Raw genomic sequence first — 19,162 nt, forward strand, 5'->3', positions numbered from 1 at the left:
AGCGCGCCGATGGGCGCAAACTGCCGTAGGCAGAAGGCTACAGTTTTCCGTTCTGGAAGTCGTGCACCGCTTGCAGCACCTGCTCGCGTGTGTTCATCACGAAGGGGCCGTACTGCGCGATCGGTTCGTGCAGTGGCTTGCCGGCGATCAGCAGTGCGCGCGCCGGGCTGTGGTTGGAGGCCTGGGCGCGCAGCAGCACGCCGTCGCTGTCGGCCTCGTTGGCGAGGATGGCCATGCGCTTGGTCGGGATCTCGCTGCTGCCCACGAACAGCGATTCGCGGAACACGTAGACCAGCACATTGCGGTCCGGCGGCAGCGGCTGGGCGAACTCCGCGCCCGGGGGCAGCGTGAGGTCGAGGTAGAGCGGCTCGGTGTGCTCACGCTGCACGGCGCCCGCGATGCCATGGCTCTCGCCCGCGATCACGCGCACCTGCACGCCGGACGGCGTGACGAACTCGGGAATCTCGCCGCTCTGGATGTCGCGGTACCAGGGCTTGCGCATCTTGTCCTTGGCCGGCAGGTTGAGCCAGAGCTGGAAGCCTTCCATCATCCCGTGCTCCTGCTCGGGCAGCTCGCTGTGCACCAGGCCGCGGCCGGCGGTCATCCACTGCACGCCGCCGTTCTCCAGCAGGCCTTCGTTACCGGCGCTGTCGCGGTGCCGCATGCGGCCCGCGATCATGTAGGTCACGGTCTCGAAGCCGCGATGCGGATGGCTGGGGAAGCCGCCGATGTAGTCGCCGGGGTTGTCGCTGCCGAAGGCGTCGAGCATCAGGTAGGGGTCCAGGCGCTGCTGCAGCGGCTGGTGCAGCACGCGCGTGAGCTTGACGCCGTCGCCGTCGCTGGTGGAGACGCCGGCGACGATCTGGTCGATGCCGCGCGGGCGTGCGAGGGTCGCGGACGCGACGTGGTGGGGATGGGGGCCGTTCGTGTTCGGTGCTGTGCTCATTGGATCCTTCGCCTTTGGCTGCGGTATGACCGCCTTCGGGCGGCCGGGCGGCGCGCATGCGTCGCATGGTGGCACGGAGCGGAGACCGCGCTAGGGGTGGGGCTGCCGGCCGCTGAGCGCCTCGAGCTCCCAGGAGACGCCCTGCCAGGCCACTTCCAGACCGGGCGCGCGCGGTGCCGGGCCCGAGCGCCCGGCCTCGATCGCCCAGCGGGCGCCGGCGACCACGCTGTCGATGAGCGGCACCGGCAGCGACGGCGCGATGCCGGCGGCCAGGCCTGCGAGCCCGGCGCCGCCCAGGATCAGCGCCTGTGCGCCGAAGCGGTCCGCCGCCTCGTGGCAAGCCTCAGCCAGTAGCGCCTGCGCGCGTGCCGGATCGGCCGCCAGCTCGGCGCCGCTCGGTGCCACGGTGTGGATGCCGGCGAGTGAGGACGCATGCCCGAGCGCGAGCGCCAGCCGTTCGAGCATCGGCCGCCAGCGCTCGCCGCCGGTCACGACGGCAAAACGTCCGTGGCGTGCGGCCGCCGCGAAGGCCGCCTCCGCCAGCCCGCCCACCGGCACGCCGGCCGCCTCGCGCAGCGCGAACAGGCCCGGGTCGCCGAAGCAGCCGATCAGCACCGCGTCGGGCCGCTCGCCGCGCGCCAGCGCCGCAGCCCAGGCATCGAGCACCGCATGCTGCGCCACCGCGTAGCTCGCCTCGCCGGCGATGTAGGGCGCGCCGAAGCGGGCGGTGACGGTGTGCACTTTCAGCGCCGGGCTCAGCTCGTCCTGCACGTGGCGCTGCAGCAGTGCGCTCACCGCCGTGCTGGTGTTGGGGTTGATGACGAGCAGGCGGCTCACTGGAGACCTTCGCCTTCGGCTGCGGTATTCGCCTTGGGAGCGGCCCTGCGGCTCACGAGCGCCGGCGGGTGGCGCGCCGGCGCAGCCAGGCCGCGCTGCCGAGCGCGACTGCCATCACGGCGAAGGAGACGACGGTGGTGACCGTGCCCAGCGCATAGATGGCCGGCGTGGTGACGGTCGAGGTCAGGCCCTGCAGTTCCAGCGGCAGCGTGTTGACGTCGCCGATGGCCTGCGAGGTGCGAGCGATCTCGTCCCACGAAAGCGTGAAGCCGAACATGCCGATGCCCACGACCGAGGGCCCGATCAGCGGCAGCACCACGTGCCGGAAGCTCTGCCAGGGCGTGGCGCCGAGGTCGCGTGCTGCTTCCTCGAAGGCCGGGTTGAAGCGGTTGAAGACGGCGAACATGATGAGCAGGCCGAAGGGCAGCGTCCAGGTGAGATGGGCTCCCAGCGCGGAGCTCAGCAGGCCGAGCGCGGTGCCGTAGCTCTCCAGCGTGCTGCTGGCCTCCATCGCGGCCAGCGCGCCCTTGATGCCGCCGTCGAGCAGGCGGAACTGCAGTCCGATGCCCAGCGAGACGATGATCGACGGCATGATCAGGCTGGCCACGGTAACGAAGAAGAGCGCGTTGCCGCCCGCGAGCTTCTTGCGGAAGGCCAGGCCCGCCAGCACGGAGAGGGCCACCGTCAGCAGCATCACCACCGTGCCCAGCATCAGCGAGCGGCGGAAGGCGGCGCCGATGTCCACCGTGCCCAGCCCTTCGGCCAGCTTGTGGAACCAGTGCAGCGACACCCCGCGCAGCGGAAAGGTGAGGCCCCCCTCCGGCCCCTGGAAGCTGAGCACGAAGATGGTGATCATCGGCCCGTAGAGGAAGAGCACGAAGAGCGCGAACACGATCGCCAGCGGCCAGAAGCCGGGCCTGCGCTCCGCAGGTACTCGTGCTTGCATTTTCAGTACGCCCGACGCGCAATGCGCGGGCGTGTTCGGGGAACACCGTGGAACCGGCTTTGCCGGGCCACTGGTGTTGCCCCCTTGAGGGGGGAGGCGGCTACACGAAGTGAGCAAGCAACGGGGGTGGTCATAGCTCCTTGCGGATGTCGACGAGCCGCGTCAGGCCCCAGATGATCATCAGCACCACCGCCAGCAGGATCATCGCGTTGGCCGCTGCCAGCGGGAACTGCAGGTAGGAGGTCTGGACCTGGATGATCTTGCCCACCGAGGCGATCTGCTGCCCGCCCATCACGCCGATGGTGACGAAGTCGCCCATGACGATGGTGATGACGAAGATGGAGCCGATCAGGATGCCGGTGCGCGACAGCGGCACGACCACGTTCCACAGCGTCTGCCAGCCGGAGGCGCCGGCATCGCTGGCCGCCTCGAGCAGCGCGCGGTCGATGCGCATCATCGAGTTGAAGATGGGCACGATCATGAACATGGTGTAGAGGTGCACGAAGGCCAGCACCACCGAGAAATCGGAGAACAGCAGCCACTCCACCGGCTGCTCCACCAGGCCCAGGCCCATCAGCCCCTGGTTGACCAGCCCGTTGCGGCCCAGGAGCGGCACCCACGAGATCATGCGGATCACGTTGGAGGTCCAGAAGGGCACGGTGCACAGCACGAACAGCAGGGTCTGCATGCCGGGCGAGCGCACGTGGAAGGCCAGGAAGTAGGCTACCGCGAAGCCGATCAGCAGCGTGATGGCCCACACCAGCAGGCAGAACTTGAGCGTGCTGAGGTAGGTGGACAGCGTGACGCAGAAGTCGCCGTTGTCGGTGAGGTGCGAGCAGCCCTCGAAGATGCTCGCGTAGTTGCGCACGGTGAGCGCGGGGATCAGTTCGTACTCGTTGAAATTCCAGAGGCTGACCATGGCGATCAGCCCGAGCGGGATCAGGAAGAAGAGCAGGAAGACGGCCGCGAAGGGCGCAGCCTGCCACCAGGCCTTGATCACATGGGTAGGCGCCAGCGGCGCATGAGCGGATGCCGCGCTCACGGCAAGCGAAGCGAAGCCCGTTCGGGAGACACCGCGGAACCGGCTTTGCCGGGCCGCTGGTGTCGCCCCCTTGAGGGGGGAGTCGAGCTACACGAAGTGAGCGAGGGACGGGGGTGGGCCATCACGCCGCGACGAATTCGTTCCACTTCCTCACCATGTATTCGTTCTCGTCCATCACCGCGTTCCAGCACGCGATGCCGCCCATGCGCTGCTCGTAGCTGCCGCCGTCGCGCGTCGCGCCCGCCTTGGCGAGCAGGTCGCCGTTGGGGCTCTTGATGTCCTGGGAGGCCGCCTTGCCTTCCATCCAGTAGGCCCACTCGTAGGCTTCCATCTTGGCCTTGGCGGTCTCCAGCACCGCGCTGTAGTAGCCCTGGCGGTTGAGGTACGCACCGGCCCAGCCGTCGAGGAACCAGTTGATGAACTCGTAGGCGCCGTCGAGCTTGCGGCCCGAGAGCGTGGCCGGCAGGCCGAAGCCCGCGGCCCAGGCGCGGTAGCCTTCCTTCAGCGGCTGGAAGTTGCAGGCGATGCCCTTGGTGCGCACCGCCGTCACTGCCGGCGACCACATCGACTGGATCACCACCTCGCCCGAGGCCATCAGGTTCACGCTCTCGTTGAAGTCCTTCCACAGCGCGCGGAACTGGCCGGCCTTCTTGGCCTCGATCAGGGTCTTGATGGTGAGGTCGATCTCGGCCTTGCTCATGTTGCCCTTGTCGGCGTACTTGTGGATGCCCTTGGCCTCGACCACCATCGCCGCGTCCATGATGCCGATGGAGGGGATGTTGAGGATCGCGGCCTTGCCCTTGAACTCGGGATTGAGCAGCTCGGCCCAGGTGTCGATGGGCCGCTTGATCAGGTCGGGCCGGATGCCCAGCGTGTCGGCGTTGTAGACCGTGGGAATCAGCGACATGAACTGGGTCGGCGACTTCGCGAACACCTTGCTCTTCTCGCCCTCGAGAAAGATCACCTTCTTCGGCGCCGTGCCCTGGTCGCCGACCTTCTTGCCGCCCACCTCGCCCTTGGTGAAGAGCGGCGTGATCTTGTCGGCGTTCTTGATCTTCCTGGTGTCGATGCCCTTGAGGTTGCCGGTGGGAACGATCTTCTTGAGCGAGAAGTACTCGGTGTCGATCAGGTCGAAGCTGTTGGGCGCGGTCACTGCGCGCTTGGTGACGTCGTCGGTGGTGACGGCCACGTACTGGATCTCGATGCCGGTGTCGGCCTTGAACTTCTCGGCGATGGCCTTGTCCTGGTTGACCGCGGTGCCGAGGTAGCGCAGCACGATCTTCTCCTGCGCGTGGATGGCAGGGAACACGCCGGCCGCGAGGATGCCGGCGGTGCCCTGCAGCAGGGTGCGGCGCGCGAGGCCCTTGGCGTTCGGATCATGGGCGTGGGACATGGATGGGTCTCCTTGGACGAGAGATGAAGAAGAAGGAAAGAACTCAGCGGCGCCCGGCCCTGTGTGCCTTCTTCGGGGAACACCGCGGAACCGGCTTTGCCGGGCCGCTGGTGTTGCCCCCGGCGAGGGGGTTGGCGGACCGCACGAAGTGGGGGAGCCTGGGGGAGCGCGTCATTTCAGGCGGCCATGGCGGCAAGTGCGGCCAGTGGTTGCCGCACGCTCGGCGTGCCGGGCGACTGGGGCTCCGGCCGGGTCGCGCCGGGGCCCAGCACGCGCACGTCCGCCGGCGACCACGAGAGCCGCACGCGCTCGCCCACCGCGTAGGGCCGCTGCGCGAACGTGCGCTCGGTCAGCTGCACCGAGACACCGCGCCGCTCGGGCGTCGATTCGGCCAGGTGCAGCCCCATCAGGACGTAGGTGCCCTGGTATTCGACGTCGGTGATGTCGGCGGCCAGTCCGTCGCCGTCGGACGCGATGCGCGTGTGGTCGTGGCGCACCGCGATCAGGCCTTCGGGCGTGTCCAGCACGTTGTGCCCGCCCATGAAGCGCGCGACGAACTCGCTGGCCGGATGGTTGTAGACCTCGTGCGGCGAGCCGACCTGCTCGATCAGCCCGTGGTTCATCACCACCATGGTGTCGGCCAGCGCCATCGCCTCTTCCTGCGAGTGGGTGACGTGGATGAAGGTCAGGCCCAGGTCCTTCTGCCAGCGCCGCAGCTCGGCGCGCATCTGGATGCGCAGGAAGGGGTCGAGCGCGGACAGCGGCTCGTCCAGCAGCAGCACGCGCGGCTCGGTGATCAGGGCGCGCGCCAGCGCCACGCGCTGCTGCTGGCCGCCGGAGAGCTCGCCCGGCTTGCGCTGCGCCAGGTGGCCCATGGCGACGCGCTCCAGCAGCTGGGCCGCGCGCCGGTGGCGCTCGACCTTGGAGACGCCCTTCATCTTCAGGCTGAAGGCCACGTTGTCCAGGGCCGAAAGGTGCGGGAAGAGGGCGAAGCTCTGGAACATCATGGCCGTGCCGCGGGCGGCGGCCGGCAGGTGGGTGATGTTGCGGTTGTCCAGCAGGATGTCGCCGGAGGAGACGGATTCGTGGCCCGCCACCATGCGCAGCGTGGTGCTCTTGCCGCAGCCGGAGGGGCCGAGCAGGCAGCAGTAGCTGCCGCTGGCGATGCGCAGGTCGATCCGGTCGACGGCGGGCGGCGTGCCGGCGGCATAGCGCTTGGTCAGCGCGACGATCTCGACGGCCGCGGGGGGCGGGGCGGTGACGGCATCCATCGATGCCGGTGTTCGCAAGACATATGCCAGCGCCAGCCGGGCCTGCGTGCGCCGGCTTGGTGCGGGCAGGCCCGATTCAGGGCGCTGGCGGTGCGAAGCGCGCCGCGGCGAGCTGCCGCAGCAGGGCCTCGCGCTGGGGCCGGGTGATGCCGCGCACGCCCTCGGCCACCCACTTGGCGCGCTCGCCGTCGATGCGGCCGTCGCGCTGCCATTTCCCGACCGCCGCGCCGGGGTTGTTCAGCATCGCGGCCAGCCAGACGGCCTGGGCCGGCTCCAGGTTGCGGGCGCTGCGCTTGAAGTAGCGCCTGGCCGCCGCCTCGGCGCCGCACAGGCCGCCCTCGCCCCAGGGCGCGTTGTCCAGGTAGAGCTGCAGGATGCGCGCCTTGCCCAGGGTCTGCTCCATCTCGACCGCGTAGAGCAGCTCGCGCAGCTTGCGCTCGGCGCTGCGCTCGCTGCCGGTGGCGATCAGCCGGGCCAGCTGCTGGGTCAGGGTGCTGCCGCCGCGTTCGACCTGGCCGGCCTTCTGGTTGGCGTCCAGCGCGGCGGTGAGTTCGGCCAGGTCGTAGCCGTAATGGCCGAAGAAGCGCTGGTCCTCCGCGGCGATGACGGCGCGCGCCAGCCAGCTGTCGGTGGCCAGCCGGCTGGGCGGGCCGCAGCTGGTGCGGGCATCGAGCAGGGCCTCGGTGCCCAGGCCCTCGACGGTGAACTGGTCGATGCGCGGGTGCACGGCGAAGCGGCCCGCCGGCATGTCGACCTGCGCCCGCAGGGCCATCGTGCCGCCGATCTTCGCGCGCTGCAGCTCGGGCAGGGTGGGGGCGAGCACCGCGTACCAGCGCGCGATCGGCGCCTCGGGCGCGTCGACGTGGATCTGCAGCGCGGTCTGCGTCAGCCGGCCGTCCCAGCGCGCGCGCAGCAGGTTGTCCCCGGCCAGGGTGGAGACGGTGGTGGCGGCCGGGGTGGCCTCCAGCGTGCCGGCCAGCGAGGGGCCGTCGCGCCGGGCCGTGAAGCGCAGGGTGTCGAGCCGCAGGGGCTGTGGGCCCAGCGCCGGCACGGCGGCGGTGCAGGGCGCACAGTTCAGCGCCAGCGTGTGGCTGGCCTCGATCCATTCGATCTGCACCGTGCCGTGCGCGGTCTGGACGCTGCGGCCGTCCAGCCAGGGCCCGAACCAGGACGAGGTGGCCAGGCGGATCGCGGTGGGCACGCCCACGTTCAGCGCGAAGGGTCCGGCCTGGATGCGGGTGGGCCATTCGCCCGGGCTGGGCGCCAGCGCGAAGCGGACGACCAGATAGATGGCGACCACGGCGGTCAGCACGAGGGCCAGCAGCCCGAAAAGCAGGAACAGCAGCGCTTTCTTCAAGAAATCTCTTTCACTCACTCGCAAATGCAATCGGTCTGGCCTGGGTGACCGCCTGCCACGGCCCGATGGACCGGCCCGTGGCCGCCGCCCAGTACCAGTCCGAAGTGTCGGTGAAAGCCGTGCCCCGGGCATCGACGATGCGCTCGCAGACCCTCAACTTCTGCCCATCGTGGCCTTCGGTGACGAAACAACGCCACAGTCGGCCCTCCGCATCGCGTTCCAGGCGGGTGTCGCCGATCCGGAAGCCGAGCGCGCGGTAGCAGTCGGCGGCCGGGTGCAGCATGCGGGTGGGCGCCTCCACCCGGCGCAGCACCAGGGTCTGGCGGCCGTCGGTGAGGCGGGCGATGGTGCCCGGGAAGCGCTCGGCGAAGCGCTGCTCGACCGCGCCGAGCGCCATCGGCCGCAGGGGCGCGCCGTCCCAGTGGCTTGGCCATTCCTGGAAGCGCGCGACCGGCGCGGGCGCCGCCGGCCGCAGCGCGAAGGCGGCCGACCAGAGCAGGCAGAGAAGCATGACGAGCGCGAAGACCGCCTTGTGCGCGATGCGGTTGAGAAAGCGGTTGCCGAAGCAGCGTTCAAGAAAGAGCGGTATCCACATGGCGGGCTCCGGGAGCGGTGATCAGGCCGGGAACGGCGAGGGAGGGGGCGGGTCGCGGCCGCCGCGCGGGTGCCATCAGCCAGGCGATGGCGCCGCAGACCAGCGCCAGCGCGGCCAGGCCCACGGCCTGGTGCAACCAGGGCGCGAGCGCGTGGCCGGCGCCCTCGAAGCCCACCAGCACGCTGTTGCGCAGGACGTTGCCGCCCAGCACCAGCAGGCCGACGGCCGGCAGGCGGGCGAGAAAGCGCCGGTCGCCATGCCGGGCCCACAGCGCCACCACGCAGGCGCAGAAGTAGCCGAGCCAGGCCATCTGCACGCCCGAGCAGGGCGCATCGACGATCACCAGCCGGCCGTCCACCAGCAGGCTGCTGCCCTCGCGCAGCACCGAGAAGCCCGGCGCCAGCAGCCAGCGGCTGGCCTCGGCGGTGACGATGCGCAGCGGGTAGCCGGCATAGAACTGCAGCGAGGACAGCAGCGGCAGTGCGAGCACCGCCAGCCCCAGCACCGGCAGCTTCGCGACCTGGCGCGGCAGGAAGGCCAGCAGGCCGGCGGCCAGGGCCAGCACGGCGATCAGGCCGGTGGCGAGCGGCGGCCATGCGGGCAACGGGCCGATGCCGGTGCGCAGCAGGGTGGCGGCCACGGTGCCGGCGCCGGCGAGCGCCAGCCACCCGAGACGCGGGGCGGCACGCAATGCATGGCGCTGCGACCAGACGAGGCAGGCCAGAGCGGCCAGCGCCAGCAGGCCGAGCGGATCGTCGCTGCCATCCTGCAGGCGGCGGGCCATCCAGACCCAGGTCGGCGCCAGCGCCGCGGCCTGCAAGGCGAGCCACGCGGTCGCGGGCCAGCGGTCGAGGCGGATGCCCCCGTCGAAGAGACGTGGATGGGAGCGGGCGAACTGGTCGAGGGTCATTGGCTCTCCCCCAGGCTTGCCCACTTCGTGTGGCCGCCAACCCCCTCACCGGGGGCAACACCAGCGGCCCGGCGAAGCCGGTTCCGCGGTGTTTCCCGAACGAGCCTGGCTCCACCGGCCGAGGGCTGCTTCTGAATGTGGAAGTTGCTGAACATCATGCAGTCAGGCGGCGGTCATCGTGGCGGCGGGCACGCCGGCGCAGCATGGCCAGCATCGACAGCGCCACCGCGATCGCGCCCAAGGTCTCGGGCTCCGGCGTGCTCGGCACCTCGGCGCCCAGGGCGTGGCCCTGGCCCAGCGCCTGCTCGCTCACGCCCTTGGGCAGGGGCTGCGGCTGGTCCACCGAGGTGCCGGCCTGCGGGTTGGGGTTGCGAACGACCTTGTCGACGGCGATAAAGCTGGTGTACTGCGTGAGCAGGCTGTAGCGCAGGCCGAGCTCGGTGATGCGCTGCTTGAGGGCATCGCCGCCTTCCAGCGCTTCCTGGTCGCTCAGGCTCGCGATGCGGTGGCGCGCCCACAGGCTGCGCAGCGCGGCGGCGTCCTGGCGCGTCTTGCCGTCGATCACCAGCTCCTGGCGGAACGGGCCTTCGGCGCCCTGGCCCTGGATCACCACCCGGCCCTTGGCCTCGCCGCGCCACTTGCCGAACACGATCACCGGGCGCTCGCCCAGCACGTCGGGCAGGGCCTGCGGCTCCACGTCGTAGACCTCGAGGCCGCCGAAGGTGGCCTTCACGTTGGTGAGCACCGGCGACTCGACCATGCGGCGGAAGCGCGCGGCCTGCTCGGGGGCCTGAATGGGGTCGGTGATGATGAAGGGCTCGCCCATGCCGGCGCGCGCCAGGCCTTCCATCAGGTGCCGGTTGACCGAGCTGCCGATGCCGAAGGCGAAGACGTTGGCCTTCGAAAGATTCCTGCGCACCAGCTCGAAGGCCTCGCGCTCGACGGTCACGTAGCCGTCGGTGACGACCACGACGGTGCGCGAGACGTTCTCGGCCTTGGGCTCGGCATAGACGCGCTTGAGCGCCGGGATCAGCTCGGTGCTGCCGCCGCCGCTGTAGTTCCTGATGGTGGCCAGCGCCTGCTCGATGTTGGCGCGGCTGGCCGGCACCGACTGCGGCGACAGCATCCTGTTGCTGCCCGAGAACAGCAGCACGTTGAAGGTGTCGCTGGGGCGCAGGCCGCCGATCAGGCGCTCGAGCAGCACCTTGGCGGTGTCCAGCGGGAAGCCGTGCATCGAGCCGGAGATGTCGACCACGAAGATGTAGTCGCGCGGCGAGATCGTGCTGGCCGCGACCGACTTCGGCGGCTCGACCATGGCGAGGAAGAAGTTTTCCGGGCCATTCCCGTCATTGCCGCCCTGGCCCCTATAGAGCATCAGGCCCGATTCGATCTTCTCGCCCGCCAGGCGCCAGTCGAGCACGAAGTCGCGGTCGTTGGCCGGGCCGGCGCCGCGCGCGAGCGCGACCTCGGCATGCTGGTCCTCGCTGCTCTTGCGCACGTCGATCGCGTGCGTGGCGGAGCGGATCTCCTTGATGCCCAGCGGCGTGTCGAGCGCGACCTTCATCGCGAAGGCGGTGTTCGGCAGGGCGCTCGCGCGCAGGGTGGGCTGCGCGACCCACTTCGCGTCCTTCTGTTCCGAGCGCGGGCTGTTGTAGCGCGGCCCCACCACCGTCGGGAAGACGAACTGGTAGCTGCCGGCCTGCGGCACCAGGAGCTCGGTGTAGCGCAGCTCCACCCGGACGTCGTCGCCCGGCAGGATGTTGGCCACGTTCATCTGGAACACGTTGGGCAGGTGCTGCTCCAGCAGGGCGGCGGTCTTGCCTTCCTTCTTCGCCGCCTCGTAGTCGATGCGCGCCTGCTGCTTCTCGCGGATCTGCGCGGTGATCAGGCGGTCGGCCAGGCGCACGTTCAGCCCGCTGACCGCGGCGCGGGTCGAGCCGGGGAACACGTAGCGGGCCTCGATGGGGCGCGTGCCCTCGTTGCGGTAGGTCTGGGTGACGGTGACGTCGGCGATCACGCCCGAGACCTTGACGTCCACCTCGGTGCGCCTGAGCGGCAGCTGGTCGACGGCGGGATCGTCGCTCTTGACGAAGAAGTAGGGGCTCTCGGTCTTCTGGCGCGGCGGCGCCTCCTGCGCATGAAGCGGCTTGGCGACGAGCAGCGCGAAGCCGGCGCCGGCGAGCGCGATGGTCGTGAGCCAGAGCCAGCGGCCGGGGCGGGTGGTGGTGGCTTCCATGGTCCTTTTCCCTCGATGGATGTCGTGCAACGGTGCACGGTGGCCACTGTCGAGGGCGCAGGCGAAAGGAGTGGGAAGCCTTCTTGAAGCGTGCGGCGCCGTGTGAAGTCCATGTGAAGTCCGCCGGCGGCCGCACTTCACATCCGCTTCGGACAGCGCGGCCAGCATCGCCGCATCGCCCGAAACGAGGAGAACCCTGTGCTTCAGATGCTTCGAAACTCCGTGCTGGCCAAGGTCGCCGGCCTGCTCCTGCTCACCGTGCTGCTGTGCATTCCGCTGGCGCAGATCGACGCGCTCAACCGCGAGCGCGGCCACAGCCAGCAGGAGGCCGCGCAGGAGCTGGCCGCCACCTATGCCGGCCCGCAGACGCTGGTCGGGCCGCTCGTGGTGCAGCCCTACGTGGAGCGCTGGATGGAGCCGCAGCGCGATGCCCAGGGCCGCATCGTCGGCCAGGAGGCGCGCAGCAAGGAGTTGGCGCACCTGGTCTTTCCGGACCGGCTGCACATCGAGGGCCGCATGGCGCCGCAGGAGCGCTACCGCGGCATCTTCCGCATTCCCTTCTACACGCTGGACGCCACGCTGGATGGCGGCTTCGCGGCTTTCGACGCCGCCAGCGTGCCGCGCAGCGAGAAGGGCTCCACCATCGAGCTCGGCGCGCCCTACGTCGCGCTTCACGTGAGCGACCTGCGCGGGCTGGACGGCTCGCCCGCGCTGCAACTCGGCGGCGAGGCGCTGCGCTTCCAGCAGCGGCTGCCGGGGCTGGCGGAGGATGCGCGGCTGGCCAACGGCATCCATGCGCCGCTGGCCGGCGCGGCGCTCGCGGCCTGGCAGGCGGGGCAGCCGCTGCCCTTCCAGCTGAAGCTCGGGCTGGTCGGCCAGGAGCGGCTGGCGATGGTGCCGATCGGCGAGGAGACGACCGCGCACCTCACGTCGCCCTGGGCGCATCCGAGCTTCGGCGGCCGCTTCCTGGCCTCGGAGCGCAGCGTGACGGCGCAGGGCTTCGATGCGCGTTGGCGCGTGGCTTCGCTGGTGACCACGGCGCGCGAGCAGGTGCGTGAAGGCGTGCGCGGCGCGCGCGAGGGCAAGGCGCAGGCCGGCGGCATGGCGCCGCAGAGCTTCGACGTGTCGCTGGCGCAGCCGCTCAACGTCTACGCGATGTCGACCCGGGCCTCGAAGTACGGCCTGCTCTTCATCGGCCTGGTGCTGATGGCGGCCTTCATGTTCGAGCTGTTCCGCAAGCTGCGGCTGCATCCGGTGCAGTACGGGTTGGTGGGGCTGTCGATCGCGCTGTTCTTCCTGCTGCTGCTGGCGCTGTCGGAGAAGCTGGCCTTCTGGATCGCCTATGCGGGCGCCGCGGGCGCGAGCGTGCTGCTGCTGGCGGTGTATTTCAGCGCAGTGCTCGGCGGCTGGCAGCGCGGCGCGTCCTTCGGCGCCTACGTGGCGCTGCTCTATGCCGCGCTCTACGGGCTGCTGGCCTCCGAGAGCAATGCGCTGCTGCTGGGGTCGCTGCTGATCTTCGGCATGCTGGCCGCGCTGATGCTGGCGACGCGCAAGGTGGACTGGTATGCGCTGGGTGGCGCCAGGGCCGCGGCCATCGCGCCCTCGGCTGCGGGGGTGCCAGCATGAAGCGCGTGCTCCGCTGGACGATCGGCATCGCCGCTGGCGGCGCGCTGGCCTCGCTCTGCGCCGTCGGCATCGCCATCGCCGTGCTCCATCCGCGCCTGCCCGATGTCTCGTCGCTGGACGACTACCGCCCCCGGCAGCCGCTGCGCATCTACACCGCGGACGATGTGCTGATCGGCGAGTTCGGGGAGGAGCGCCGCACCTACACGCCGCTGGACCAGATCCCGCAGGCGATGAAGAACGCGGTGATCGCGGTGGAGGATGCGCGCTTCTACGCGCACCCGGGCGTCGACCCGATCGGTCTGCTGCGTGCGGTGGTGGCGAACCTGCGCCACGGGCTGCACCAGGGCGCCTCCACCATCACCATGCAGGTGGCGCGCGAGATCTACCTGAGCCAGGAGCGCACGCTGACGCGCAAGCTCTCCGAGGCGATGCTGGCCTTCGAGCTGGAGCGGCGCTTCGGCAAGGACCGCATCCTGGAGATCTACCTGAACCAGATCTTCCTGGGCCGCCGCGCCTTCGGCTTCGCCGCCGCCTCGGAGACCTACTTCGGAAAGCCGCTGCAGCAGGTCACGCTGGCCGAGGCCGCGATGCTGGCCGGCCTGCCGAAGGCGCCGCAGGCCAACAACCCGGTGGTCAATCCGCGGCGCGCGCGGGCGCGCCAGCTCTATGTGCTCGACCGCATGCAGGAGGCCGGGATGATCACCGCCGAGCAGGCGGCGGCCGCGAAGAAGGAGCCGCTGCAGCTGCGCGCGCCCTCGGACCCGCCGCGCCTGCACGCGGAGTACGTGGCCGAGACGGTGCGGCAGATGATGGTGGCGCAGTACGGCAAGGAGGCCTACACGCGCGGCTTCAAGGTCCAGACCTCGCTGGTCGCCGCCGATCAGTCCGCCGCCTGGCAGGCGCTGCGCAAGGGTCTGCTGGACTACGAGCGGCGCCAGCCCTGGCGCGGGCCCGAGCGCTTCGTCGAACTGCCGGCCGATGGCGCTGCGCTCGACGATGCGGTGGACGAGGCGCTGGCCGGGCATCCCGACAGCGACGAGCTGCTGGCGGCGGTGGTGCTGGAGGCCGATGCGAAAACGGTAACGGCCGTGCGCGCCGACGGCGAGCCGCTGCGCATCACCGACGCAGGCCTGCGCCTGGCGCAACCGGGGCTCGCGCCGCGCGCGGCGCCGAACCTGCGCGTGCGCCGCGGCGCCGTCATCCGCATCGCGAAGACGCCGCAGGGCGCGTGGGAGATCCTGCAGATGCCGCAGGCCGAGGGCGCCTTCGTGGCGCTGGACCCGCGCGACGGCGCGGTCAAGGCGCTGGTCGGCGGCTTCGATTTCGGCCGCAACCAGTTCAACCACGTGACGCAGGCCTGGCGCCAGCCGGGCTCCAGCTTCAAGCCCTTCATCTACTCGGCCGCGCTGGCGAAGGGCTTCACGCCGGCCACGCTGGTCGACGATGCGCCGCTGTTCTACGACAGTGCGGCCACCGGCAGCCGGCCCTGGGAGCCGAAGAATTTCGACGGCGGCTTCGACGGGCCGATGACGCTGCGGCGCGCGCTGGAGCTGTCGAAGAACATGGTGACGATCCGCGTGCTGGAGTCCATCGGCCCGCGCTACGCGCAGGACTGGATCACCCGGTTCGGCTTCGAGCGCGGCAGGCATCCGGCCTACCTGCCGATGGCGCTGGGCGCGGGCGCGGTCACGCCGATGCAGATGGCGGGCGCCTATGCGGTGTTCGCCAACGGCGGCTTTCGCGTCAGCCCGCGGCTGGTGACGCGCATCACCGATGCGCGCGGCGAGGTGCTGGTGGAAGCGCCGCCGGTGGCGCTGGACGAGTCGGCACGCGTCATTCCGGAGCGCAATGCCTTCGTGATGCGCTCGCTGCTGCAGAGCGTGGTGCGCCACGGCAGCGGGGTCAAGGCCTGGCAGGCGCTGCGGCGAGACGACCTGCACGGCAAGACCGGCACCACCAACGACTCGGTCGACACCTGGTTCGCCGGCTTCCAGCCCACGCAGGTGGGCATCGCCTGGATCGGCTACGACACGCCGCGCCAGCTGGGGGTGCGCGGCGAGACCGGCGGCAGCCTGAGCCTGCCGGTGTGGACCGGCTACATGCAGGCCGCGCTGCGTGGCGTCCCGGTGGCGCCGATGACGGTGCCGGACAGCGTGGTGCAGGTGGACGGCGAGTGGTACTACGACGACTACGCACCGGGCCACGGCATCGCGAGCCTGGGGCTGGATGCGAAGCCGGCCGCACCGGCGGAGACGCTGGCCGGTGCGCCGGTAGGTGCGGTGCCGACGGACCAGGAGCGCCTGCGCATCCTCGACCTGTTCCGCTAGGCGCTCGCCAAGGGCAGGGTGAGGGTGGCCAGCGCCCCGCCGCGCGGCGCGTTGGCGAGCTCGATGCGCCCGCGGTGCAGGCCGGCGATCTCCTTCACGAAGGCCAGGCCCAGGCCGGTGCTCTTCTTCTGGTTGTGCGGGCGCGCCAGCGAATAGAACTTCTCGAAGACCTTGTCCTTGGCGTAGTCGGGGATGCCGCGGCCATGGTCGCGCACGGTGATGCGGGCCTCGCGCGCGCCGGCATGCAGGGCCAGTGCGACCTCGGCGCCTTCGGGCGAGAAGTCGATCGCGTTGTCCAGCAGGTTGCTGACGGCGCGGCGCAGCAGGAAGGGGTCGCCCTCCACGCGCGCGTCGCTGTCGATCGCCAGGTGCAGGCGGATCTCGCGCGACGCCGCGGCGCCCTGCGCGCTGGCGGCGACCTCCTGGAGCAGGGGCGCGAGCGCGACCGTTTCGCTGCGGTCCAGCGCGCGCTGGGTCTCCAGCGCGGTCAGCTCCATCATGCGGTCGACGATCTCCTGGATGCGCTGCGTCTCGTGCGTGATGTTGGCCAGGAAGCGCGCGCGCTCGGCCTGCGGCATCGAGGGCTCCTGCACCAGCTCCGCGGCGCCGCGGATGGCCGAGAGCGGGCTCTTGATCTCGTGGGTGAAGGTCTGCACGTAGTCGGACACGTAGCTGCGGCCGGTGAGGGCGTCGCGGATCTCGCCGAAGCCGCTGCGCAGGGTGTCGACCGCGCGGCGCACCATGCGCGGCAGGCTGAAGCTGCGCTGCGCGCGCAGCCAGCGCCAGTAGTCGGAGATCAGGCCGAAGGGCCGCACCAGCCAGATGGAGATGATCAGCGCGCCCACCAGCAGCGCGAAGGCCGACCCCACGCCCACCCACAGCGTGCGTGCGCGCGCGTCCTCGACGAACTGGCCGAAGGCCTGCACCGGCTTGCCCACGCTGACCACGCCGACGATCTCGTTGTTCCAGCGCACCGGCGCGGCGGCGTACATGACGGAGGTGAGCGGGTCTCCTTCGATGTCGCGCGAGGTGCGCGCGCCGTACATGCCGGCCAGGGTGCGGCTGACGTCGCTCCACTTGGCGTAGTCGGCGCCGGTGTTGCGGCCCAGCGAGTCGAAGAGCACCCGCCCGCTGCGGTCGGTGACGTAGACGCGCAGCTCCACGCGGCTCTTGTGGAGGTTGTAGATCTGGGCCGAGAACTGGCGCGCGTAGACGGTGCGGAACAGGGGCTCCAGCCGCGCGGTGTTGATGGCCCCGGCGATCACGTCCTGCTCGATCAGGCTGGCCATGAGCTGCGAGGTCTCGACCAGCGATTCCTCGGCCGACTCGCGGTAGCGCGGGTCGATGTCGGCCACCACGCGGTACAGCAGGAAGGCGATGCCTGCCGTGTAGATCAGCAGGATGCCGATGAAGATGCGAGTGCGTCGGCTCACGTTACTGGACGTGCGGCGGCAGGTCTTCGTGCAGCGCGTAGCCGGTGCCGCGCAGGGTACGGATCGGCTCCACGTCCGGCGCCACGGCGCGCAGCTTGGCGCGCAGCGTTTTCACGTGGGCGTCGACGGTGCGGTCGAAGCTCTCGCTGGCATCGTCCCACACCAGTTCCAGCAGCTCGTCGCGCGTGAAGACGCGGCCCGGGCGCTGCACCAGCAGCTTCAGCAGGCCGTATTCGTATCGCGAGAGCTCGAGCAGGCGGCCGTAATAGCGGATCTGCATGCGCTCGGCATCGAGGGCGAAGGGCGAAGAATGCGCGGCGGGCGGCGCGGCGGCAGGGGCCGGCGGGTGCACCGGCGTGGGGGCTGCATGCCCGTTGCCGCGGCCGCTGCGGCGCAGGATGCTGCGCACGCGCGCCACCAGCTCGCGCGGGGAGAAGGGCTTGGCGATGTAGTCGTCGGCGCCCAGCTCCAGGCCCACCACGCGGTCGATCTCGTCGCTGCGTGCGGTGAGAAAGAGCATGGGCACCTCGGGGCCGCCCTGCGCGCGGTTGAGCGCCTGCAGGCGCTTGAAGAGCTCGAAGCCGTTCATGTCGGGGAGGCCGACATCCAGGATGGCCAGCGCCGGCGGCTCGGCGGCGAAGCGCGCGATCGCCTCCTCGGCAGTCGGGCACCAGACCGGCACGAAGCCGTCGGTCTTGAGCACGTACTGCAGGGTGTCGGCGATGCCGGATTCGTCCTCGGCGATCAGGATCCGCGGTGGGGAGAACATGGGGCGGATGGTAGCGGGCCGGAACTTTGGGCCGGCGCCGGCAACGAAGAGGGTCCTGCATCTGACGGAGAAACGCATCGTGACCCCATCCGAAACCCGCGCCATCGTGAGCCTGAGCCTGCTGGCGGCCTTCGTCGACGGCGAAAAGCACGAGCGCGAACGCGCCGAGATCAAGCGCATCGCCGAGGGCCTGTCGCAGGCCGACGGCGTGCAGCTGCCGATGCTCTACCAGGACGTGCTGATGAAGCGCGTGTCGCTCGCCTCGGTGGCGGGAGAGCTCAAGACCCCGGATGCGCGCCAGCTGGCCTACGAGATGGCGGTGTGCGTGTGCGACGCCGACGGCACGCAGTCGGAGGCCGAGCGCGCCTTCCTCGCCGATGCGCGCACCGCGCTCGGGCTGGATGCATCGTCGGCCACGCAGTTCACGCAGCAGGCCGAGGCGATCGCGGCGGTGCCGCTGGCGCCTGCTGCGGCCGCCCCCGCGGCGACGGGGCCGGCCGTGGACGGCGCGGCACTGGACCAGGCGATCCTCAACGCCGCGATCCTCAACGGCGCGCTGGAACTCCTGCCCGAGACGCTCTCGACGATGGCCATCATTCCGCTGCAGATGAAGCTGGTCTACCGCGTCGGCAAGGCGCATGGCTACGAGCTCGACAGCGGCCACGTGAAGGACTTCCTCGCCACCGTGGGCGTGGGCCTCACTTCGCAGTACCTGGAGCAGGCCGGCCGCAAGCTGCTGGGCGGGCTGCTGGGCAAGATGGGTGGCGGGCTCCTGGGCGGCCTGGGCAAGCAGGCGGTGAGCTCGGGGATGAGCTTTGCCACCACCTATGCGCTGGGCCACGTCGCCAAGCGCTACTACGCGGGCGGCCGCACGCTGTCGACGCAGATGCTGAAGGACGCCTTCGCCGGCCTGACGCAGGAGGCGCAGGGCCTGCAGACGCGCTACCTGCCGGCCATGCAGGAGAAGGCCCGCACGCTGGATGCGGGCAAGGTGCTGTCGATGGTGCGCGGTGCCTAGGCGAGCGGCCAGGGACGCCGCGCTTTCCCACGATTTCTCCCAGTTTCGGCCGCAGGATGAGGGCATGAATCCCCATGCCGCCTTGGCCGAGCGCTTCCAGTCCGTGTCCCGCGCCGAGCCGCCCACCCTGGCGGGCACCCGCGCCGCCCTCGCGCTGCTGCATCTGCGGCTCGACCAGGTGCTGATGGCCTCGACCGAGCGCTTCGACGCGCAGGTGCTGGAGATGATCCGCGGGCGCCAGGCCGCGGCCAGCCTGGCATCGGCCGCCACGCTGGTCGACATCCGGACCTTCGGCTGGAAGGCGCTCGGGCGCTACGGCGACGAGGCCACGGCAGCGGCGCCGGGCGCGTTCGAGTGGCTTCGCGTGACCGCGCGGCGGCTGACCCGGCTGGCGTCCGGCGGCAGGCGCCGCTGAGGGCTCACTGGAGTACCTTTGCCTTGGGAGCGGTCCTGCGG

At 70.7% G+C, this 19,162-nt stretch carries 16 protein-coding genes; 4 read left to right on the top strand and 12 right to left on the bottom strand.

From position 1 onward, the window contains the following. Window positions 1–37: 37 nt before the first annotated feature. The 10 genes from A8M77_RS16040 to A8M77_RS16085 all read right to left on the bottom strand — a co-directional run bounded on the left by A8M77_RS16040 (window position 38) and on the right by A8M77_RS16085 (window position 11,533). A complete protein-coding gene (locus tag A8M77_RS16040) occupies window positions 38–946 on the bottom strand; it encodes a pirin family protein (protein WP_086922510.1) in 909 nt (302 codons plus the stop codon). A 90-nt stretch (window positions 947–1,036) separates the two neighbouring features. Further along, on the bottom strand, window positions 1,037–1,783 hold the full coding sequence (locus tag A8M77_RS16045) for an aspartate/glutamate racemase family protein (protein ID WP_086922511.1): 747 nt from the start codon (window positions 1,781–1,783) through the stop codon (window positions 1,037–1,039). 52 nt (window positions 1,784–1,835) lie between these two features. Beyond that, on the bottom strand, window positions 1,836–2,729 hold the full coding sequence (locus A8M77_RS16050; protein WP_086922512.1) for an ABC transporter permease: 894 nt from the start codon (window positions 2,727–2,729) through the stop codon (window positions 1,836–1,838). 130 nt (window positions 2,730–2,859) lie between these two features. Next, window positions 2,860–3,771, bottom strand: coding sequence for an ABC transporter permease (locus tag A8M77_RS16055; RefSeq protein WP_086922513.1), 912 nt, complete (start codon window positions 3,769–3,771; stop codon window positions 2,860–2,862). 121 nt (window positions 3,772–3,892) lie between these two features. Continuing rightward, entirely contained in the window at window positions 3,893–5,164 is a 1,272-nt protein-coding gene (locus A8M77_RS16060; protein WP_086922514.1) for an ABC transporter substrate-binding protein, read from the bottom strand. 176 nt (window positions 5,165–5,340) lie between these two features. Next, window positions 5,341–6,435, bottom strand: coding sequence for an ABC transporter ATP-binding protein (locus A8M77_RS16065; protein ID WP_086922515.1), 1,095 nt, complete (start codon window positions 6,433–6,435; stop codon window positions 5,341–5,343). A gap of 76 nt (window positions 6,436–6,511) precedes the next feature. Then, a complete protein-coding gene (locus A8M77_RS16070) occupies window positions 6,512–7,792 on the bottom strand; it encodes a biosynthetic peptidoglycan transglycosylase (RefSeq protein WP_086922516.1) in 1,281 nt (426 codons plus the stop codon). Window positions 7,793–7,802: 10 nt separating this feature from the next. Beyond that, window positions 7,803–8,387, bottom strand: coding sequence for a hypothetical protein (locus tag A8M77_RS16075; protein ID WP_086922517.1), 585 nt, complete (start codon window positions 8,385–8,387; stop codon window positions 7,803–7,805). After that, window positions 8,365–9,297 (bottom strand): exosortase Q, encoded by a 933-nt coding sequence (gene xrtQ / locus A8M77_RS16080; RefSeq protein WP_086922518.1) that lies wholly within the window; start codon window positions 9,295–9,297, stop codon window positions 8,365–8,367. Before xrtQ ends, A8M77_RS16075 begins: the two co-directional genes overlap by 23 nt. A 154-nt stretch (window positions 9,298–9,451) precedes the next feature. Further along, window positions 9,452–11,533, bottom strand: coding sequence for a VIT and vWA domain-containing protein (locus A8M77_RS16085; protein WP_086922519.1), 2,082 nt, complete (start codon window positions 11,531–11,533; stop codon window positions 9,452–9,454). Window positions 11,534–11,740: 207 nt separating this feature from the next. On the opposite strand from A8M77_RS16085, the gene creD reads away from it, so the two are divergent. Next, the gene (creD, locus tag A8M77_RS16090; protein ID WP_086922520.1) at window positions 11,741–13,159 is read left to right on the top strand and encodes a cell envelope integrity protein CreD; all 1,419 of its coding nucleotides are present in this window, start codon (window positions 11,741–11,743) and stop codon (window positions 13,157–13,159) included. Next, window positions 13,156–15,486, top strand: a complete 2,331-nt coding sequence (locus A8M77_RS16095) for a penicillin-binding protein 1A (protein WP_086922521.1) — start codon at window positions 13,156–13,158, stop codon at window positions 15,484–15,486. The genes creD and A8M77_RS16095 overlap by 4 nt, the downstream gene beginning before the upstream one ends. Here the strand turns inward: A8M77_RS16095 and creC are convergent. Both creC and creB read right to left on the bottom strand, forming a co-directional pair. After that, window positions 15,483–16,919, bottom strand: coding sequence for a two-component system sensor histidine kinase CreC (gene creC, locus A8M77_RS16100; protein ID WP_086922522.1), 1,437 nt, complete (start codon window positions 16,917–16,919; stop codon window positions 15,483–15,485). The genes A8M77_RS16095 and creC overlap by 4 nt on opposite strands. A gap of 1 nt (window position 16,920) precedes the next feature. Beyond that, window positions 16,921–17,688 carry a two-component system response regulator CreB gene (creB, locus tag A8M77_RS16105; protein WP_086922523.1) on the bottom strand — a complete coding sequence of 256 codons (768 nt, stop codon included), beginning with the start codon at window positions 17,686–17,688 and terminating at the stop codon, window positions 16,921–16,923. A 79-nt stretch (window positions 17,689–17,767) separates the two neighbouring features. Between creB and A8M77_RS16110 the strand changes: the two genes are divergently transcribed. Continuing rightward, complete coding sequence (locus A8M77_RS16110; RefSeq protein ID WP_086922524.1) at window positions 17,768–18,706, top strand: YcjF family protein; 939 nt, start codon at window positions 17,768–17,770, stop codon at window positions 18,704–18,706. Between the two features lie 64 nt (window positions 18,707–18,770). Next, window positions 18,771–19,121, top strand: coding sequence for a hypothetical protein (locus A8M77_RS16115; RefSeq protein WP_086922525.1), 351 nt, complete (start codon window positions 18,771–18,773; stop codon window positions 19,119–19,121). Window positions 19,122–19,162: the final 41 nt, after the last annotated feature.

The sequence above is a fragment of the Variovorax sp. JS1663 genome, from assembly GCF_002157355.1.
GTDB lineage: Bacteria > Pseudomonadota > Gammaproteobacteria > Burkholderiales > Burkholderiaceae_C > Variovorax.